Annotated in this window: 14 protein-coding genes; 6 read left to right on the top strand and 8 right to left on the bottom strand. The window is 69.9% G+C overall.

Annotated elements, in window-relative coordinates:
• Nucleotides 1-120 precede the first annotated feature (120 nt).
• Both AAFX79_04265 and AAFX79_04260 read left to right on the top strand, forming a co-directional pair.
• Entirely contained in the window at nucleotides 121-1,035 is a 915-nt protein-coding gene (locus AAFX79_04265) for a fibro-slime domain-containing protein (GenBank protein MEO1007755.1), read from the top strand.
• Nucleotides 1,036-1,206: 171 nt separating this feature from the next.
• Nucleotides 1,207-2,157 carry a fibro-slime domain-containing protein gene (locus tag AAFX79_04260; GenBank protein MEO1007754.1) on the top strand — a complete coding sequence of 317 codons (951 nt, stop codon included), beginning with the start codon at nucleotides 1,207-1,209 and terminating at the stop codon, nucleotides 2,155-2,157.
• A 49-nt stretch (nucleotides 2,158-2,206) separates the two neighbouring features.
• On the opposite strand, the gene AAFX79_04255 is transcribed toward AAFX79_04260, so the two are convergent.
• The gene (locus AAFX79_04255) at nucleotides 2,207-2,581 is read right to left on the bottom strand and encodes a hypothetical protein (GenBank protein MEO1007753.1); all 375 of its coding nucleotides are present in this window, start codon (nucleotides 2,579-2,581) and stop codon (nucleotides 2,207-2,209) included.
• Between the two features lie 664 nt (nucleotides 2,582-3,245).
• On the opposite strand from AAFX79_04255, the gene ychF reads away from it, so the two are divergent.
• Nucleotides 3,246-4,355, top strand: a complete 1,110-nt coding sequence (gene ychF, locus AAFX79_04250; GenBank protein ID MEO1007752.1) for a redox-regulated ATPase YchF — start codon at nucleotides 3,246-3,248, stop codon at nucleotides 4,353-4,355.
• A 15-nt stretch (nucleotides 4,356-4,370) separates the two neighbouring features.
• Here the strand turns inward: ychF and AAFX79_04245 are convergent, their stop codons facing one another.
• The 4 genes from AAFX79_04245 to AAFX79_04230 form a co-directional block, all read right to left on the bottom strand.
• Nucleotides 4,371-5,168 carry a Bax inhibitor-1/YccA family protein gene (locus tag AAFX79_04245; protein MEO1007751.1) on the bottom strand — a complete coding sequence of 266 codons (798 nt, stop codon included), beginning with the start codon at nucleotides 5,166-5,168 and terminating at the stop codon, nucleotides 4,371-4,373.
• Nucleotides 5,169-5,248: 80 nt separating this feature from the next.
• The gene (guaB, locus tag AAFX79_04240; protein ID MEO1007750.1) at nucleotides 5,249-6,835 is read right to left on the bottom strand and encodes an IMP dehydrogenase; all 1,587 of its coding nucleotides are present in this window, start codon (nucleotides 6,833-6,835) and stop codon (nucleotides 5,249-5,251) included.
• A gap of 72 nt (nucleotides 6,836-6,907) precedes the next feature.
• Nucleotides 6,908-7,210: a hypothetical protein gene (locus AAFX79_04235; GenBank protein ID MEO1007749.1), complete on the bottom strand. Its 303-nt coding sequence runs from the start codon at nucleotides 7,208-7,210 to the stop codon at nucleotides 6,908-6,910.
• 71 nt (nucleotides 7,211-7,281) lie between these two features.
• Nucleotides 7,282-7,503, bottom strand: coding sequence for a hypothetical protein (locus tag AAFX79_04230; GenBank protein MEO1007748.1), 222 nt, complete (start codon nucleotides 7,501-7,503; stop codon nucleotides 7,282-7,284).
• Nucleotides 7,504-7,590: 87 nt separating this feature from the next.
• Between AAFX79_04230 and aat the strand changes: the two genes are divergently transcribed.
• Nucleotides 7,591-8,328, top strand: coding sequence for a leucyl/phenylalanyl-tRNA--protein transferase (aat, locus tag AAFX79_04225; protein MEO1007747.1), 738 nt, complete (start codon nucleotides 7,591-7,593; stop codon nucleotides 8,326-8,328).
• Between the two features lie 35 nt (nucleotides 8,329-8,363).
• Here the strand turns inward: aat and crtI are convergent, their stop codons facing one another.
• Nucleotides 8,364-9,986 (bottom strand): phytoene desaturase family protein, encoded by a 1,623-nt coding sequence (gene crtI, locus AAFX79_04220; protein MEO1007746.1) that lies wholly within the window; start codon nucleotides 9,984-9,986, stop codon nucleotides 8,364-8,366.
• Between the two features lie 47 nt (nucleotides 9,987-10,033).
• Here crtI and AAFX79_04215 point away from each other — a divergent pair, with 47 nt between their 5' ends.
• The gene (locus AAFX79_04215; GenBank protein MEO1007745.1) at nucleotides 10,034-11,413 is read left to right on the top strand and encodes an aldehyde dehydrogenase; all 1,380 of its coding nucleotides are present in this window, start codon (nucleotides 10,034-10,036) and stop codon (nucleotides 11,411-11,413) included.
• Nucleotides 11,414-11,437: 24 nt separating this feature from the next.
• Here AAFX79_04215 and glmS read toward each other — a convergent pair whose 3' ends face one another.
• Nucleotides 11,438-13,276, bottom strand: coding sequence for a glutamine--fructose-6-phosphate transaminase (isomerizing) (glmS, locus tag AAFX79_04210; GenBank protein ID MEO1007744.1), 1,839 nt, complete (start codon nucleotides 13,274-13,276; stop codon nucleotides 11,438-11,440).
• A 312-nt stretch (nucleotides 13,277-13,588) separates the two neighbouring features.
• On the opposite strand from glmS, the gene carB reads away from it, so the two are divergent.
• On the top strand, nucleotides 13,589-17,119 hold the full coding sequence (gene carB, locus AAFX79_04205) for a carbamoyl-phosphate synthase large subunit (protein MEO1007743.1): 3,531 nt from the start codon (nucleotides 13,589-13,591) through the stop codon (nucleotides 17,117-17,119).
• 7 nt (nucleotides 17,120-17,126) lie between these two features.
• Here the strand turns inward: carB and AAFX79_04200 are convergent, their stop codons facing one another.
• The gene (locus AAFX79_04200) at nucleotides 17,127-18,077 is read right to left on the bottom strand and encodes a hypothetical protein (protein ID MEO1007742.1); all 951 of its coding nucleotides are present in this window, start codon (nucleotides 18,075-18,077) and stop codon (nucleotides 17,127-17,129) included.
• Nucleotides 18,078-18,219: the final 142 nt, after the last annotated feature.

Below are 18,219 nucleotides of genomic sequence, written 5' to 3'. Positions count from 1 at the left end.
CTCGTCGGGAGCGTCGCTTGGTAGCTTCGGGGCGTGGTGCTGCGGTGCAGCAGGGGTTCCAGGGGCTGATTCGAGGGACGCTGACTAGCGACACGGCCCTCCGGCGACAAGGAGTTGATCATGCGGACCAGCACGGCTCATCGCGGCATCACCCGGGCTCTCGTGCTCGCGGGGGCCGCCGGCATGGTGGCGCTCGGCGGGGCTTCGGCGCTCGCGACCGGCTCGAATGGCCCGGAGGCCACGCCCGACGATCTGCCCGACGCCCTCTTCCTGGACGCGGTCATCCGCGACTTCCCGGATTCGCACCCCGACTTCCAGGCCTTCTCGGGCACGACCACGGTGGGCCTGGTCAACGACACCCTCGACGAGGACGGCCTGCCGACGGTCCGGGACCTCCGCGGGTCGAAGATCTCCAAGGAGTTCCAGGATTCGAGCGGCCGCAACATCAACCCCGCGCTGTTCGATCCGGCGCAGGGCGACGTGGCGGGCACGCTCGTGGACGGCCCCGCGAGCAACGGCTTCTACTCCGAGGAGAGCTTCTCGCAGTGGTTCCGCGACGTGGCGGGCAGCAACGTCCGCATTACCGTGCCGCTGAAGCTCGTTCGCACGCCGGGGACCAACACGTACGTGTTCGATTCGGCCTCGCACGAGCCCTACGCCAGCGCGGGCGGATTCTTCCCGATCAACGGCCAGGGCTACGGCGACTTCCGCGACGGCCAGAACTTCCACTTCACCACGATGATCGACACGACCTTCGTGTACGACGCCGATAGCAACCCGATCTTCAAGTTCACCGGCGATGATGACGTATGGGTGTTCATCGACGACAAGCTCGTGGTCGATCTGGGCGGGCTGCATCCCAAGCGGGAGCAGTTCCTCGATCTGACGCGTCTGGAGTGGCTGGAGGATGGCGAGGAGTACGGCCTGAAGATCTTCCACGCCGAGCGGCGGACGTCGCAGTCCAACTTCCGCATCGAGACGACGCTGACGCTCCGCCGCGTCGAGCTGCCGACTACGAACGGCGCATTCGACTAGGGCGTCGCACTCGGCAGGGTCGGTGGCTCTTGCCGGGCTTGCACAGACGGATCGTTCTTTGGGCCGGCAACCTCCAGTGGGTTGCCGGCCTTCTTATTGAATCGGATGTTTTCCCTGAATGCTGCTCCGTAGTGGAGGGGCAAGCCGGGAGGACCGGCGGAAGGAGGCACCATGCGTAACAAGCCACGTAGCTGGCGGTTCTCGCAGGCCGCGCTGGTCGCCGGCGCGGCCGGCATGCTCGCCATGGCCGCTGCTACGAGCAGCGGGCAGCAGAGCGTCGGCGGCGATCCGCACGCGGATCTGCCCAACCAGCTGCAGTTGATCGGGACGGTCCGTGATTTCCGGCCGCACAACGAGCAGGGCCATCCGGATTTCCAGCGGTACAACACCGGCCTGCGGGTCGGCTGGGTGGACTTCGAGCTCGATGCCGACGGCAAGCCGCAGCTGCGCGAGGGCCACGGCCAGGGCTACAAGATCAGCGGCTCGTTCACCGACGCTCAGGGCCGCAGGATGTTCCCGTTCGTCTCGGAAGTGGACTACATGGACGCCCAGGAGGGCGACAGCACGGGCGAGCTCTCGGCGCAGAGCGGCAGCGTGTACACCAGCGGCGAGAGCTTCTCGCAGTGGTTCCGCACGGTGCCCGGCGTGAACGCGGCCATGCCGATGGCCATCACGCTGGATCGCCAGGCCGGCACCAACAAGTACGTGTTCCACGCGCACGACGTCGGCGGCACGAGTGAGGTCGAGGGCTTCTTCCCCATCGACGGGGAGCTCTACGGCAACCCCGCCGGTGACCAGTGGGGCCACAACTACCACTTCACCTATGAGCTCGCGACCGAGTTCATCTACGACGCCGACGCCGAGAACGTGTTTACCTTCTTCGGCGACGACGACGTATGGGTGTTCGTGGACGGCAAGATGGTCATCGACATCGGCGGCGTGCACGGCGCGGTCAGCCAGACGGTGGACCTCAACCGCCTCAACTTCCTGGAGGACGGCGGCGAGTACGAGTTGAAGGTGTTCTTCGCCGAGAGGCACTACACCCGCTCGAACTTCCGCATCGAGACCACGCTCCAGCTCCGCTCCGTCGAGCTGCCGAGCACCAGGAACGCGTTCGACTAGGTCTCAACGGCGAGACGAACGCGCCACGCTTGCTCCAGCACGCCGTGCGTCACGGGCGCCCGAACGGGTACCGTGGCGCGCGGCGTGTTGCCGTTCCCCGCGGCGTGGTGAAGAACAGCAGCGTGCGGAAGTTGCGGTTGAGGTGGATGCGGCGGGTCTGCTTGATGGTCGCACGATCGGGAGCGGGCCACGCGTCGGCGGTCCGGGTGAATCCGGGAGGGGACAATCCGAGCGCGGTGTCGGCCCTGGCCATCGCCAGGGTGTCCCGCTGGATGCCCGGCGCGGGCAGCGCGGTCGCCCAGGATTCGGCCGCTGCCATCTGCGGGCCCTGGGCGCGGCGATGCACGGCCGACGCGCAGCCGGCGAGCGCGACGGCGGCGCAGGCGAGCAGCACGAGCGTTGTGGTGCGGTGGACGGAGCGCACGGGACCTCCCGGCGGCGCGACGGCTCCATCCGAATGCGTGCGCCGGCGGATCCTTCCGTCGGCGAGTGCCTGCTGCCAAGCGCGCCCGGGAGGACTCGAACCTCCGACCTACGGTTTCGGACTGCTCCACGGCTTTCGCCGCGGTCCGGACCATCTCTTCGCCCGCCGGGCCCGGTTCTTGGGAACCGTCGCGGCTCGGGTAGGGCGCCGGGCGCTTCCGGATCGGCTGGACTGCACGGGCAGCCGGTCCGGTGCGGGGGTATTGCCGGGGCGGCTCACCCGCTGGTCTCTACACCTTCCGCCGGCCGCGGACTCGCGTCCGCACCCCGCCGACGGCTCGGCTCGGGATTGCCCGCCGGCGGAGGCGACCGCGATCGATCGAGCCGCCGGGGAGGGGTTCCCCGAGTTCACCCGGTTCGCCTCGGCCCCTTCCGGAGCCGGGCCCCTCTTTCCGAAGGAAACCGTTGCTCTATCCTGCTGAGCTACGAGCGCTCGGCGGGAGTGTACCCGGGCGATGCCCTAGTAGACCACGGGCCGGGCGATCGGCAAGCCCGGGCGTGACGGGGCGGGCAGGATAACCGCCACGCGGACGCGGCGGCCTACCTTTGGCCCCGCTTTCGGCGGCACCCGCGGTCGACCAGGGCGGATCGAGGACCTCCGGATCATGGATGCAGGCATCGTCGGGCTGCCCAACGTCGGCAAGTCCACCCTCTTCAACGCATTGACCAACGCCGGCGCCCTGGCGGCCAACTACCCGTTCGCCACCATCGAGCCCAACGTCGGCACGGTGCCCATCCCCGACCCGAACCTGGAGCGGATCCACCGCTACATCGAGACGCAGCGGGTGCTGCCCGCGGCGATGCGGCTGGTGGACATCGCTGGGCTGGTCCGAGGCGCGAGCGAGGGCGCGGGCAAGGGCAACGCCTTCCTGAGCAACATCCGCGAGGTGGACGCCATCATCGAGGTGGTCCGCTGCTTCGAGCACGCGCCCGGCGGCGAGGACATCCTGCACGTCGACGGCTCGATCGACCCGATGCGGGACATCGCGACGATCAACACCGAGCTGCTGCTCGCGGACCTGCAGGGCGTCGAGAGCGCGCTCAAGAAGGCCGAGCGGGCGGCCAAGAGCCGCGAGCCCGAGGCGGTCGCGCGGTACGCGGTGCTCCAGAAGATCGCGCCGGTGCTCGAGGAGGGGCGGCCGGCGCGGGTCATCGCGGGCGAGATCATCGATGCCGAGCAGGCGAAGGCCTGGCGCGGACTGGGGCTCATCACGGCCAAGCCCATCCTGTACATGGCCAACGTCGACGAGGGCGACGTGAATGGTGAGGGCGAGCTGGCCCAGCGGGTGCGGTCGCACGCCGAGGGCGAGGGCAACGCCTTCGTGCCGGTGTGCGCCAAGATCGAGAGCGAGCTGGCCGAGCTCGACGAGGCCGACAAGCTCGAGATGTTGGCCGATTACGGCATGGACGAGCCCGCGCTTGCCAAGCTCGCCCGCGAGGCCTACCGGCTGCTGGGCCTGCAGAGCTTCTACACGGCCGGCGAGAAGGAGATCCGGGCCTGGACGGTGCGGAAGGGCGCCCGGGCCCCGCAGGCCGCCGGCGTGATCCACACCGACTTCGAGCGGGGGTTCATCCGCGCCAACGTCTACGGCGTCGAGGACCTCGAGCAATACGAGAGCGAGAAGGCCATCAAGGAGGCCGGCAAGCTACGCGTCGAGGGCAAGGACTACGAGATGCAGGACGGCGACGTCTGCCACTTCCTGTTCAACGTATGACCCGCGTGCCCGGGCTCACTCGCTGCCGCGGAGCAGGGCCAGCAGCCTGAGCAGGCTGACGTAGAGCCAGACGATCGTGACGAGCAGGGCGAAGCCGGCGTACCACTCCATGTACTTGGGGGCCTTGGCGGCGACGCCGTCCTCGATGATCTTGAAGTCGATGACGAGGTTGAAGGCGGCGACGACGACAACCACGCCGGCGATGCCGATGTGGATGGGCCCGCCGAACTCGTAGAGCCGGATGCCCATGAAGGACAGCAGGATGCTGGCCAGCGCGAAGAGCACGACGCCGCCGGTGGCGAAGACGATCATCTTTACGACCAGCGGCGTGGCGCGGATGATCCGCAGGGCGTAGGCGGCGAGCATGACCGCGGCGATCGAGAAGGTCAGGCCGGCGGCCTGGGCGACGAGGCTGGTATCCAGCTGCGATACCACGCCGCCCGCCTGCGTGGATGCGGCCTGCTTCGAGGCTGCGTAGCCGGCCCAGAACACGGAGAGTCCCGCGACGAAGGCGCCCTCGACGATGGCGTAGACCGGGGCGAGGAAGGGCGAGGTCTTCGGGTTGAAGATGATGACCAGGGCCAGGATGAGGCCGATGATCGCGCCGCCGATGGCCAGCGGGAAGGCCCAGCCGTCGGCGGCGGTCGCCCAGAGCGCTGCGGCGGTGCCGGCGGTCAGCGTGAGCAGGATGCCCGAGTTGATGATGGTTCCCGTGTAGGTCATCACCTTCGGGGCGGCGGTGTGTTCGGCCCAGTCGCCGCTGCCGAAGGCCGACTCGGCCTGTGCGATCGCCGGGTTGCCGGTGCTGAACATGGTCGCGTCTCCTTGCCTGATCTATCCGATGGTATCGGTCCGGCGTGCGTGGGACTCGATTCTTGCGTGGTGGGCCGGGCTCAGCCCTCGCCCCTGGTCTCGACGGTGTAGTTGGGCGATTCCTTGGTGATGCGGATGTCGTGCGGGTGGCTCTCGACCATCGAAGCGGCGGTGACGCGGCAGAAGCGGGCGTCGCGGCGGTAGTCATCCACGGTGCGGCAGCCGGTGTAGCCCATCGCGGCCCGCAGTCCGCCGACGAGCTGGTAGACGAACTCGGCCAGCGGCCCGCGGTATGGCACGAGCCCCTCGACGCCCTCGGGCACGAACTTCTGCCTCGGGCGGCCCGAACCGCCGGCGAGCTTGTCGGCCTGGCCGTAGCGGTCCGCCGATCCGCGGTTCATCGCGCCCTCGCTGCCCATGCCGCGGTAGCTCTTGTAGCGGCGGCCGCCGGAGATCACCAATTCGCCGGGGCTCTCGTCGAGGCCGGCGAATAGCCCGCCGAGCATGACGCAGCTGGCGCCGGCGGCGATGGCCTTGGCGAGGTCGCCCGACATGCGGATGCCGCCGTCGGCGATGACGGGCACCGGATCGCTCGGGTCGGCCTCATGGACGCCGCGGAGCGCCTCGAAGACGGCCGAGATCTGGGGCACGCCCACGCCGGTGACGACGCGGGTGGTGCAGATCGAGCCCGGGCCGATGCCGACCTTGACCGCGTCGGCGCCCGCCCGGGCGAGGTCGCGGGCGCCCTGGGCGGTGGCGACGTTGCCGGCGATGACCTGGATGTCGTGGGCGACCTTGATCTGCCGGACGGTCTCGAGCACGTTGTGGCTATGGCCGTGGGCGGTATCGACCACGATGACATCGACGCCGGCGGCGATGAGGGCCTCGACGCGGTCGTGCTGGTGGACGCCCACGGCGGCGCCGCAGAGCAGCCGGCCCCGGTCGTCGGTGCTGGCGTCGGGGAATCGGCTGAGCCGCTCGATGTCCCGCATGGTGATCAGGCCGGCCAGGTTGCGGTGCTCGTCGACGAGCAGCAGCTTCTCGACCTTGTTCTCGTTGAGGATGACCTCGGCCTGGGCCAGCGTGGTGCCCGCCGGCGCGGTGATCAGCGGGTCGCTGGTCATCACGTTGCGCACGGGCGTGGAGATGTCCTCGACGAACTTGAGGTCCCGGCGGGTCAGGATGCCGGCGACGCGGCCCTTGTTGCGCAGGTCGCTGGCGCCGTTGTCGGTGACGGGGAAGCCCGAGACGTTGTACTGGGCCATCAGCTCGCGGGCGCGGCCCACGGTGTCCTCGGGGCCCAGCGTGATGGGATCGGTGATGATGCCGTTGGCCGACCGCTTGACCTGGGTGACCTGGCGGGCTTGCTCCTCGACGGGCAGGTTCTTGTGGATGATGCCGATGCCGCCCTCGAGCGCCAGGCCGATGGCCAGCGGCGCCTCGGTCACGGTGTCCATGGGGGCCGACACCAGCGGCACGCGGAGGCGGATGCCCCGGCAGAGCCTCGTGGAGGTATCGGCATCGCCCGGCATGACGTCGCTGAGCCGGGGCAGCAGCAGCACGTCATCGAACGTGATCGCATCGAGCACGACCTTGGGGGTCGAGCCCGTGCCGGATTGGGTGTTCTGTGGCCTGGTCGAGGGCGGTTGGATCGTGTCGGTCGCCATGCTCATGCTTGGCGGACCGGTGGCTCCGGTCAACCGCGTGCGGCGCGAGGCGGGACGGACCGGGGCGAACCGCTAGGCGTGGATGCCGGCGTTCGCGGCAACGGCGGCGGCCCGGCGGCTGCGGCAGCCGCGGCCGGCTTCGGTGAGGTCGGGCATCTCGAACCGCGGGTGGGCCGCCTTGAGCACCCGCTCGGCCTCCTCGACGTTGATCGAGCCCTCGGCGAGATAGGCGGCCACCTCGCGGGCGGTCTTCTCTCGCTCGCGGGTGCGCGTCAGCGACGTCGCGAAGCCGCCGAGTAGCGCCAGGACGGCGATCGACAGGCCGCCGCAGATGCTGATGAGCGCGATCATCGAACCGTCGACGGTGCCTTCCATCGGGGACCTCCTGGTAGTCCGGTTGGTGGTCCAACTGGTGGACTGGTGCGGCCGAGTGCGTCGGCGTGCCGCTAGTCGTCGTCGGGCTGGGCCTTCATGAGCTTCTCGCCCTGGTCGGCGGTCATGGAGCCCTCGGCGATGTAGGCGGCGATCTCCCGGCGGGTCTTCTCGCGGGCCACGCCCTTGACCGTCGAACTCACGAAACCGAACACGATCGCGGTGATCGCAATCGTGCCGCCCACGAGAAAGATCAGCACGTCCTCGTCGAGCACCTGGTGCAGCACGTCTTCCATCGCATCGCCTCCCGGCTGTCCGCCTAATCCTTGGGGGTTCGGCCGCTTGTATTGCAGCACGCCACGCGCAGAATTGCAAGAGCATTGATGGACCAAACAGAACCCGTTCGCGATCCCGAGCCGCCCATCGAGCTCTCGGTGGATCTCCTGCTGAGGGCCTACGCCAGCGGCGTGTTCCCGATGGCCGACACCGAGAGCGGCGCCGTGCACTGGTATCGGCCGGATCCGCGGGCGGTCATCCCGCTTGCGGTCGAGGGCGACGGCGTGGCCGCGGGCACGCCGGTCTTCCGCATCAGTCGATCGCTGCGGCAGCGGGTGCGGTCGGGGCGGTTCCGCATCACGACCGACCTGGCGTTCGCCGATGTCCTCCGCGCGTGTGCCCGCGACGGCGAGCGGGACACCGGCTGCTGGCTTACAGATGAGCTGATGCGGGCGTACGACGACATGCACGACGCGGGCTATGCGCACAGCATCGAGGCATGGCTCGACGGCGATGGCGGGCCGATGCTCGTGGGCGGGCTCTACGGCGTGCTGGTGGGCGGCCTGTTCGCCGGCGAGAGCATGTTCAGCGCGGCCGACGCCGGCGGCACCGACGCCAGCAAGGTGTGCATGGTGCACCTCGTCGATACGCTCCGGCGGATCGGCGCGCTGGTGCTCGACACCCAGTTCTACACCGAGCACCTCGGCCGCTTCGGCGCGATCGAGGTCGATGGCGAGGACTACCTGCATGCGGTGGACTACGCCGTGCGGGCGTCGTGTGCGTGGCCCGCACCCGGGGAGCTGGCGATGCCCGGCATCGTCGGGATGGCCGAGCCGGGCGGGTGAGCGAGCATGCGTTGGCGCTTGCGCACGCGGCCCGGTCAGGACATCACGCTGGCGAGGGTCGTCTCGTCGGCGGCTTGTGTGCTGGGCAGGCCCGGCGTCGTGTGCTCGGCGCCGGCGTAGCGGACGCCCAGGTCCTGGCACAGCAGGCTCGCGGTGATCTGGCTGGACAGGAAGATCACGGGCAGGCCGCTGCCGGGGTGGGTCCCTCCGCCGACCATCCAGACGCCGTCGAGTCCCTGGAGGCGGTGCCGCGGGCGGAGGTGGAGCATCTGCCCCAGGTTGTGGGCTAGGTTGAAGGTCGCCCCGAGGTTGATGTTCATCCGGGACCAGTCGGTGGGACTGATGATCCGCTCGCACTGGATGCGGGCCTCGGCGTCCTCGATGCCGAAGACCCGCTCGAGCTGCGCCATCGCGTCGGCGCGGAGCCGGTTGCGCTCGGCGTCGAAGTCCACGCCGCTGCGGAGGTTGGGCGTGGGCACCAGCACGTAGAGCGCGGTGCAGCCGGGCGGGGCCATCGACGCGTCGGTCACCACCGGGTTGCAGCAGTAGGCCGAGGGGTCCTCGCTCAGCGTGCCGAGCCTGGAGATCTCGTCGAGATTCTCCTGATATCGAGCGGAGACGTAGATGGTGTGGTGCGGCAGGTCGACCTCGCCGCTGAGGCCGAGGTACATCATGAAGGTGCTGCACGAATGCCGCTTGGCATCGATGCGCTCGTGCGAGTCGTAGCCGCCGACGCGGGCGAGGCGATCGGCGGGCAGCAGCGACTTGAGCGCCCAGGGTGCGTCGGCGTTGAGCACGACGTGCGGATGGGCCTGGTGCTCGCCACGGACCACGACGCCCGTGGCGCGGTTGCCCTCGAAGCTCAGTCGCTCGACCGGCGCATCCATGCGGACCTCGCCGCCGAGGTCCTCGATGATCCCGGCCATCGCGTGGCAGAGGCGGTTGAGCCCGCCGTCGACGTGCCAGATGCCGTACTCGTACTCGATGAACGGCAGGATGGTGAACAGGCTCGGACAGTCGTAGGGGCTCATGCCCAGGTACTTGCTCTGGAAGCTGACGGCGAGTTGGACCTGTGGATGGCGGAAGTACTTCGAGAGCAGCTGGTGCACGCTCTTGTGCGGATTGATGTGCGGCAGCGCCCGGACGGCATCGGGCTTGAGCAGGTCGAGCGGGCCGCGGATCGGGCGGCGCAGGATGGGCTCGGCCGCAACGAGCTTGGCCCGGTTGTCGGCGATGAACCGCCGGAAGGCCCGCCCATCCTCGTCATCGATGGCGCCGATCCGTCGCGCCATCTCGTCGACGTCCTGCGTGGCATCGAGGCGGATGGGCTCCTCGCCCGGGCGGCCCAGCAGCAGGCGGTACATGGGATCCAGGCGCGTGAGGTCGACCGCGTCGGCGAGCCTCCGGCCGGCGGCGCGGAAGATCTCGTCGAGCACGTACGGCATCAGGAAGAAGGTGGGGCCGCAATCGAAGCGGAATTCGCCGCTCTCGCCCTGCATGCTGATGCGGCTGGTGCGGCCGCCAACGTAGGGCTGCGATTCGTAGATGCGGACCGGCACGCCGCTGGCGGCAAGCAGCACGCCCGCGGCGAGGCCGCCGGGGCCGGCGCCGACGATGGCGACGGGAGCGTGGGCGTCCGGGGTCGTGCTCGTGGGCATGAGGTCTCCGCGGGTGTGCGTCCAAAGCAATCACTATACTTGCGTCGATGGCGCAGGCGGGCGAGGCAGCGGCTCCGACGAGGGGACATCCAGCAAGCGGCGGCGTGCTCCCCGGGGCGACGCCGCGCGGCGAGGCCACCAGCGCGGCGGACGCGTGGACGCTCCGCGAGCGGCTGGCGTGGGTGGGCCGCTTCCGACGCGCGATCGCGAGGTCCGAGGGCGAATTCGCGGAGCTCGCGGCCGACGAGATCGGCAAGGATTCCTTCGAGACGCTGGTGAGCGACCTGATGCCGCTGCTGGCTAGCTGCCGCTGGCACGAGCGACACGCCCGCGGGCTGCTGCGGCCCCGGCGGCGGCGGGGCGGCGCGATCTGGCAGCTCGGCCAGCGGCACTGGATGCGGCGCGAGCCGCTGGGCTTGGTCGGCATCATCGCGACCTGGAACTACCCCGTTCAGCTGCTGGGCATCCAGCTGGTGCAGGCGCTGGTCGGGGGCAACCGCGTCGTGGTCAAGCCCAGCGAGCGCTGTCCGCGGACGCAGGCGTTGCTGCTCGATCTCGCGGTGGACGCCGGCGTGCCCGAGGGCGCGCTGCGGTCGCTGCCGGCGACGCGGGAGGCCGGCGTCGCGCTCGTGGAGGACGAGCCGATCGACCACCTCGTGTTCACGGGCTCGACGGCGGTGGGCCGCCGCATCGCCGAGCGACTCGCCGCCAGGCTCGTGCCCAGCACGCTGGAGCTGACGGGCTGCGATTCGGCGATCGTGCTGGAGGACGCCGACGCGGATCTTGCGGCCCGATCGATCGCGGCGGCCGTGCGGCTCAACGCGGGTCAGACCTGCATGGCGCCGAGGCGGGTGCTCGTGGCGGAGTCCATCGCGGATCGCTTCGAGGCGGCGCTCCGTTCGCAGTTCGCGGCGATGCAACCCGTGCAGATGTGCGACGAGGGCGAAGCGACCGACGCGAGGCGGCTGGCGGGCGCGGCGGGCGAGGGGCGGCTCCTCCGGCCCGATGTCGTCGCCTGCGAACCAACGGACGAGCTTGCGCGGGGCGAGCACTTCGGTCCGGTGCTGGCGCTGCTGCGGGTGGGCTCGCGGGCCGAGGCATTCGAGCTTAGCCGCTCCTTCGGCCAGCACCTGGCCACGTGCCTGTTCACGCGGGACGCCGGCCGCACCGACGACCTGCACCGGCTGAGCACGGGAGCCGTGACCATCAACGATGCGGTGATCCCGTCAGCGCACCCCGGATCACCCATCCCGGCGCTGGGCCGCAGCGGGTGGGGCGCGTCGCAGGGACGCGAGGGTCTGCTGGCGATGACGCGGCCGGTGCACGTCTCGACCACGAGCCGCCGGCTCCGGGTGCCGGCGGATCCGCCGACGCCGCGGCAGGCCGAGCGGCTGCGCTCGTTCGTGCGGTGGTGGTACGGACGGTAGCGCGAGGCCTGGTTCGGGCGGCCCTTACTCGACGGTGACGCTCTTGGCCAGGTTGCGGGGCTTGTCGACGTCGTGGCCCCGCATGACCGCGGCGTGGTAGGCCAGCAACTGCAGCGGCACGACGGCCAGCAGCGGGCTGAGGCACTCGGGCACGTCGGGGATGTAGACGACGTCCTCGACGTGCGAGGCGATGTTCTCGTCGCCCTCGGTGGCGACCGCGATGACGTGGCCCTTACGGCTGCGGACCTCGGCTATGTTGCTCATCACCTTCTCGTATTGGCTGCCCCTGGTCGCGATGAACACCGCGGGCATGCCCTCGTCGATGAGGGCGATCGGCCCGTGCTTCATCTCGGCCGCGGGCATGCCCTCGGCGTGGATGTAGCTGATCTCCTTGAGCTTGAGGGCGCCCTCGAGGGCGGTGGGGTAGTTGTACCCCCGGCCCAGGAACAGCCAGTTCTCACGCTCGACGTACCGCTGCGTGAGGCGGCGGATCTCGTCGTTGCGCTCCAGCACGCGCTCGATCTTCTCGGGAACCTGTTCCAGCTCACGAATCAGGGATGCGCACTGGTCGGTGGACATGAAGCGGCGACGGGCCATGAACAGGGCGATCATCGTGAGCACCGCGACCTGGCCCGTGAACGCCTTGGTGCTCGCGACGCCGATCTCGGGCCCGCAGCGGAGGTAGACCCCCGCGTCGGTCGTGCGCGCGATGGTCGAGCCGACGGCGTTGATGACGCCCAGCGACAGGGCGCCGCGGTCCTTGGCCTCGGTCAGTGCCGCGAGCGTGTCGGCGGTCTCGCCGCTCTGGCTGACCGCGACGACGACCACGCCCTCCTCGATGATGGGGTTGCGGTAGCGGAATTCGCTGGCGTACTCGCACTCGGCGGGGATCTTGGCGAGGTCCTCCAGCAGGTACTCGCCGATCATGGCCGAGTGCAGCGCGGTGCCCTGGGCCGCCAGGATCACCCGCCGGCTGCGGACCAGTTGGGGGGCGAACTGGCGGAGCCCGCCGAGCACGACGCGGCCCTCGTCGTGGTCGAGCCGCCCCCGCATGCAGGTCCGCAGCGCCTGGGGCTGCTCGAAGATCTCCTTCTGCATGTAGTGGGCGTATCCGCCCAGCTCGATCTGCTCGAGGTCCAGCTCCAGCTGCTCGACGCGGGGCGTCACGGGCACGTTGTGGATGGTGCTGGTCGTGAAGCGGTCGCGGGTGATCTTGACGACGTTGTAGTCGTCGAGGGGGAAGGCCTGGTTGGTGTGGGCGACGATGGCCGAGGGATCGGAGGCGACGACGTACTCCCCGTTGCCCACGCCGACCATGAGCGGCGAGCCCTTGCGTGCGCACACCAGCGTGCCGGGCTCGCGCTCGCAGATGACCGCGATGGCGTAGGCACCGGTGACCTCGCGGAGGGCGGCCTGGACCGCCTGCTCGAGGTCCAGGCCGTTGTCGGGATCGAAGAGCTCACCGATGAGGACGGCCAGCACCTCGGTGTCGGTCTCGCTGGTGAACGTGTGGCCCCGTTCGGTGAGGTAGGTCCGAAGGGCGGCGTAGTTCTCGATGATGCCGTTGTGCACCATCGCGATGCCGCTGCGGTCGTCGCGGTGGGGGTGGGCGTTGGCCTCGGTGACGGCGCCGTGGGTGGCCCAGCGTGTGTGGGCGATGCCGAGTGTGCCGTCGAAGCCGCCCCGCTGCTCGACGGTGTTCTCCAGGGCGGCGACGCGGCCGACGGTCCGGGCGACCTGGAGCCCGCCGTTGATGATCGCCATCCCCGCCGAGTCGTAGCCGCGGTACTCGAGCCGCTTGAGCCCCTCGATGAGCAGCGGGCGGGCCTGCCGCGATCCGATGTAGGCGACGATTCCGCACATGCCGGGGCTCTCCTCTGTCGATCGGAGTTATCCGGGCCCCGCTCTCGTTGCCGGGGCCACTCCTAGATCCGACCTCTACCGTCGGCGACTTGACACAAGTTCGCGATCACGCGCGGCTGGGGACGGGGGCGACGCATTCCGGCGGCCACCCAAGGGATCCGCGTACAGCGTATGTACGGTGCGTGTTCCCGCGATGCGGCGTCGCAGGTGCGTCCAGACGGTATTCGGGACGCGATCGGGCCTACGCTCTGCGAGTTTTTGCGCCAGGCCGACCCGCCGTCGGCGGGGCGCCGCCCCGGAGGCCGCACCCGGATGCCCAAGCGGACCGATCTTCGCTCCATCCTCGTGCTGGGCTCCGGCCCGATCGTCATTGGTCAGGGCTGCGAATTCGACTACTCGGGCACCCAGGCGTGCAAGGCGCTGCGGGCCGAGGGCTGCCGGGTCGTTCTGGTCAATTCCAACCCCGCGACGATCATGACCGATCCGATGTTCTCGGATCGCACGTACATCGAGCCCATCACGCCCGAGGCGGTGCGGAAGGTCATCGAGCGGGAGTGCGACCCCGAGAGCGGGGGCGAGGGCATCGACGCGATCCTGCCGACGCTGGGCGGCCAGACGGCCCTCAACTGCGCGTGTGCGCTGCACGACGACGGCACGCTGGAACGCTTCGGCATCGAGATGATCGGCGCGGACCGCACGGTGATCCACCGGGCCGAGGACCGCGAGGCCTTCCGCGAGGTGTGCGAGGGCATCGATCTGCCGCTGCCGCCGTCGCAGACGGTGACGAGCCTCGACGAGGCGATGGAGGCCCTCGCAGAGCTAGGCCTGCCCGCGATCGTCCGGCCGGCGTTCACGCTGGGCGGCTGGGGTGGCGGCGTCGCGTACAACACCGAGGAGTTCCGCACGCAGGTCGCCAGCGGGCTGGCGGCGAGCATGATCGGCCAGGTCCAGATCGATCGCAGCCTGCTGGGCTGGAAGGAGTTCGAGCTCGAGGTCGTGCGGGACCGCCGCGACAACTGCGTGGTGGTCTGCGGCATCGAGAACATCGACCCGATGGGCGTGCACACCGGCGACTCGATCACGGTGGCGCCCATCCTTACGCTGACCGACAAGGAGTACCAGATCCTCCGCGACGCGGCCTTTGCGGTGATGCGGGCGGTTGGCGTCGAGACCGGCGGCAGCAACGTGCAGTTCGCGGTCAATCCCAATCCCGCGCCGCGGGACGACGGCGAGGAGCCCTTCGAGTTCGTCGTCGTCGAGATGAACCCCCGGGTGTCTCGGTCGAGCGCCCTGGCCAGCAAGGCGACGGGCTTCCCGATCGCCAAGATCGCCGCGCGGCTGGCGCTGGGCTACACGCTCGACGAGCTACGCAACGACATCACGGCGACGACGAGCGCGTGCTTCGAGCCCTCGATCGACTACGTCGTCACAAAGATGCCCCGGTGGACCTTCGAGAAGTTCCCCGAGGCCGACGAGACGCTCACGACGCAGATGAAGAGCGTGGGCGAGGCGATGGCCATCGGGCGGACGTTCAAGGAGAGCCTCCAGAAGGCCATCCGCTCCATGGAGGTCAAGCGCTTCGGCCTGGGGCTGGACCGCAACGACAAGTGGCTGACGGCGATGCGGGCGGTCGAGCGAGAGCAGCTCGTGCTGGACTTTGCGCGGCCCGGCGACGCGTCGCACGCCATCAGCTCGACCGGGCTGCGGACCGCCGACGGGCAGCCCATCGAGTGGCCCATCGACGACACCAAGCTGCTGCGGAAGCTCTCGGTGCCCAGCCAGGGGCGGCTGTACTACGTGCGGTACGCGCTCAAGATGGGCTGGTCGATCGAACGGGTCTGCGAGGCCACGAGGATCGACGCGTTCTTCGTGCACCAGATCGCGGAGCTCGTGGCCTTCGAGGACGAGCTGCTGGCCTTCCCGACGCTGGGCGACGTGCCCCGCGACGTGCTGCGGCGGGCCAAGCAGCTGGGCTACTCCGATGCGCAGCTCGCCAACGTATACCTCGATGCCATCCAGTCCGAGACCATCCTCGAGGTCCGCCGGCACCGCGACGGCCTGGGCATCCGGCCGGCCTACAAGCTTGTGGACACCTGTGCCGCCGAGTTCGAGGCTGCTACGCCGTACTACTACTCGACGTACGAGTCCGACGTCGTCGAGTACAACGCCGAGACGGGCGAGGCCCGCCGCGTCGACGACGAGGTCCGCGTCACGGACGCCCGCAAGGTGATCATCCTGGGGGGCGGGCCCAACCGCATCGGCCAGGGCATCGAATTCGACTACTGCTGCTGCCATGCCGCCTTCGCCGCCCGAGACATGGGCTTCGAGAGCGTGATGATCAACTCCAATCCGGAGACGGTCAGCACCGACTACGACACGAGCGACCTGCTATTCTTCGAGCCGCTCACGCTCGAGGACGTGCTCAACGTGGCCGAGGCGCTGGGCGGGGACGACCGCCTGCTGGGCTGCGTGGTGCAGTTCGGCGGGCAGACGCCGCTGAATCTGGCGCACGGGCTCGCGCTGGCGGGCACGCCGATCATCGGCACGAGCCTGGCGTCCATCGACCTCGCGGAGGATCGGGATCGCTTCGACGGCCTGCTCGAGCAGCTCGAGCTGAAGCGGCCGGCGAGCGGCATCGCACGGTCGCCCGCCGAGGCCGAAGAGGTCGCCGGCCGCATCGGCTATCCGGTGCTGGTCCGGCCCAGCTACGTGCTGGGCGGTCGGGGCATGGAGATCTGCCAGAACGCGGGTGCGCTTCGGCGGTACGTGGATTCGGCCGTCCGCAGCGCCGGACTCGACGGCAGCCTCGCGGACGCGCCCATCCTGATCGACCAGTTCCTGGCCGGCGCGACCGAGGTCGACGTCGACCTGCTGGCCGACTTCGATCCCGCGGGTGCTGACGCTGGTGGCAGGGCCATCATCTGCGGCATCATGGAGCACATCGAGCACGCGGGCGTGCACAGCGGCGACAGCACCTGCTTCCTGCCGCCCAACGAGCTGCCCGCCCGCACGATCGCGTCGGTGGCGGATGCGTCCAAGCGGCTCGCCGGCGCGCTGCGGGTGCGGGGGCTGATGAACGTGCAGCTGGCCGTCAAGGACGACGAGGTCTTCGTGCTGGAGGTCAACCCGCGGGCCAGCCGCACCGCGCCGTTCGTCAGCAAGGGCAAGCACACGCCCTGGCCCCGGCTGGCGGCGCAGGTGATGATGGGTGCCTCGCTCGAGGAGCTGGAGGTCCGCGAGGTGCCCGCGCCGGGCGTGTTCGCGGTCAAGGCCCCGGTGTTCCCCCACCAGAAGTTCCCGCGGGTGGACTTCGTGCTGGGGCCCGAGATGCGGAGCACCGGGGAGGTGATGGGGCTAGACGCCTCGCCGCCGCTGGCGCTCGCCAAGGCCGCCATGGCCGCCGGCAACGCGCTGCCGACCGGCGGCGCCGTGTTCGTGTCGGTGCGGGACGCCGACAAGCTCGAGATCCTCCCCGTCGTGCGGGGGTTGCGGGCCATGGGCTTCGAGGTCTACTCGACGACGGGCACGGCTCGCTTCCTGGAGCGCTACAGCGTGCAGGTGACCGTGCTGCAGAAGATCGCCGCGGGCGCACGGCCCAACGTCATCGACATGATGATGAGCGGCGATATCAGCCTGGTCATCAACACGCCAACCAACAGCGGCCGCGAGACCGACGAGGGCCTGATCCGCTCGACGGCGGTCCGGCTGTCCATCCCGATGATCACGACGGCGAGCGCGGCGCGGGCCGCGGTGGACGCCATCGCCGCGCTGCGTGCCGGCGACTGGGGCGTGCGGGCGCTCCAGGAGCACGCCGCGGCCGCCGCGGCAGCGGTGCCCTCGTAGCCCGGCGTCAGCCCGCGAGCGGCAGGTCCCGGATCGTCATCACCACGCGTTCTAGTGAGAGCTTGTCCAGCACGACGACCTCCAGGTATGCGGCCCGGGCGGCCGCCTGGGTGGAGACCGACGCGTCGGCCACCGAGCAGATGTGGGCGTCGCGGGTCTCGACCTCCTGCAGGTGCGTCCACATGTGGACGACGTTGCCGTCCTTGTCGCGGAGCAGGATGGCGGGCACCAGTGGCGCCAGGTCCACGAGGCCGTCGGCGGTCTCGCCCGCGTTCTCGGGATCGCGGTCGATGAAGTACTCGAACGAGAACCGCGTGTAGCGGTCCTGCTGCTCGATCGTGCGCAGCAGGAACCGCACGCCGGGCTGGATCTGCACGTGCTCGTCGGTGACCTCGATGGGCAGCCTCTCGATGGTGATCCGCCCCGCCCGCACGAGGTCGAGCGTCGCGTCCAGCCGGTCGATCCGCGACGGCAGCGCGTCCACGACGGTGTGGGCCGTCCACCCGCTGCTGAAGCCGCGTCCCCGGGGCATCTGGGGGTTGGGCATGAGCATCTGGCTGAGCGAGCGGCGTTGGTGCCGGTGGTCCCGGCGGCTGTTGGGGTCGTGGATGCGGATCTCGCCGCCGTCGCCGTCCAGCCGCTGGACGTAGGACCGGATCGCGGCCATCGGCATCGGGGCGTCCGCGTCCGGGTCGGGAGCCCGGCCGAGCTCGGGGCGGAGGATGCTGCCGTTGACGACGATCGACCGCGTGGCGATTAGATCGTCCTGCTGGCGGTGGACGTTGACCGAGGCATTCAGCGACGCGACGCGCACGTTCAGCCCGTACAGCTCAACCGGCGGGGGGAACTCGCCGGGGGCGGATACGGCCTGGCGATCGCGGGCCAGCGGCGAAGCGGAGTGGTCCTGGAGCGTGGGAGCGCCGGCCAGGATCAAGGCAACGAGCGGCGTGATCAACATGGCGTGCCTCCTGTCGGCATCGGCACCCGGATGCCGCATGGGGTTTCGCTTCGAACATACGACAGGAACTCTGGGCTCGCCAGCCGGCCGCCACGCCTTGTGACGCCCGCGTGACCCGCCGGGCCGTACAGTGCCGCGACTG

It is taken from the genome of Planctomycetota bacterium (genome assembly GCA_039819165.1).
Classification (GTDB): Bacteria; Planctomycetota; Phycisphaerae; order Phycisphaerales; family UBA1924; genus JAHCJI01.
This window is presented reverse-complemented; position numbering and strand designations above follow the sequence as displayed.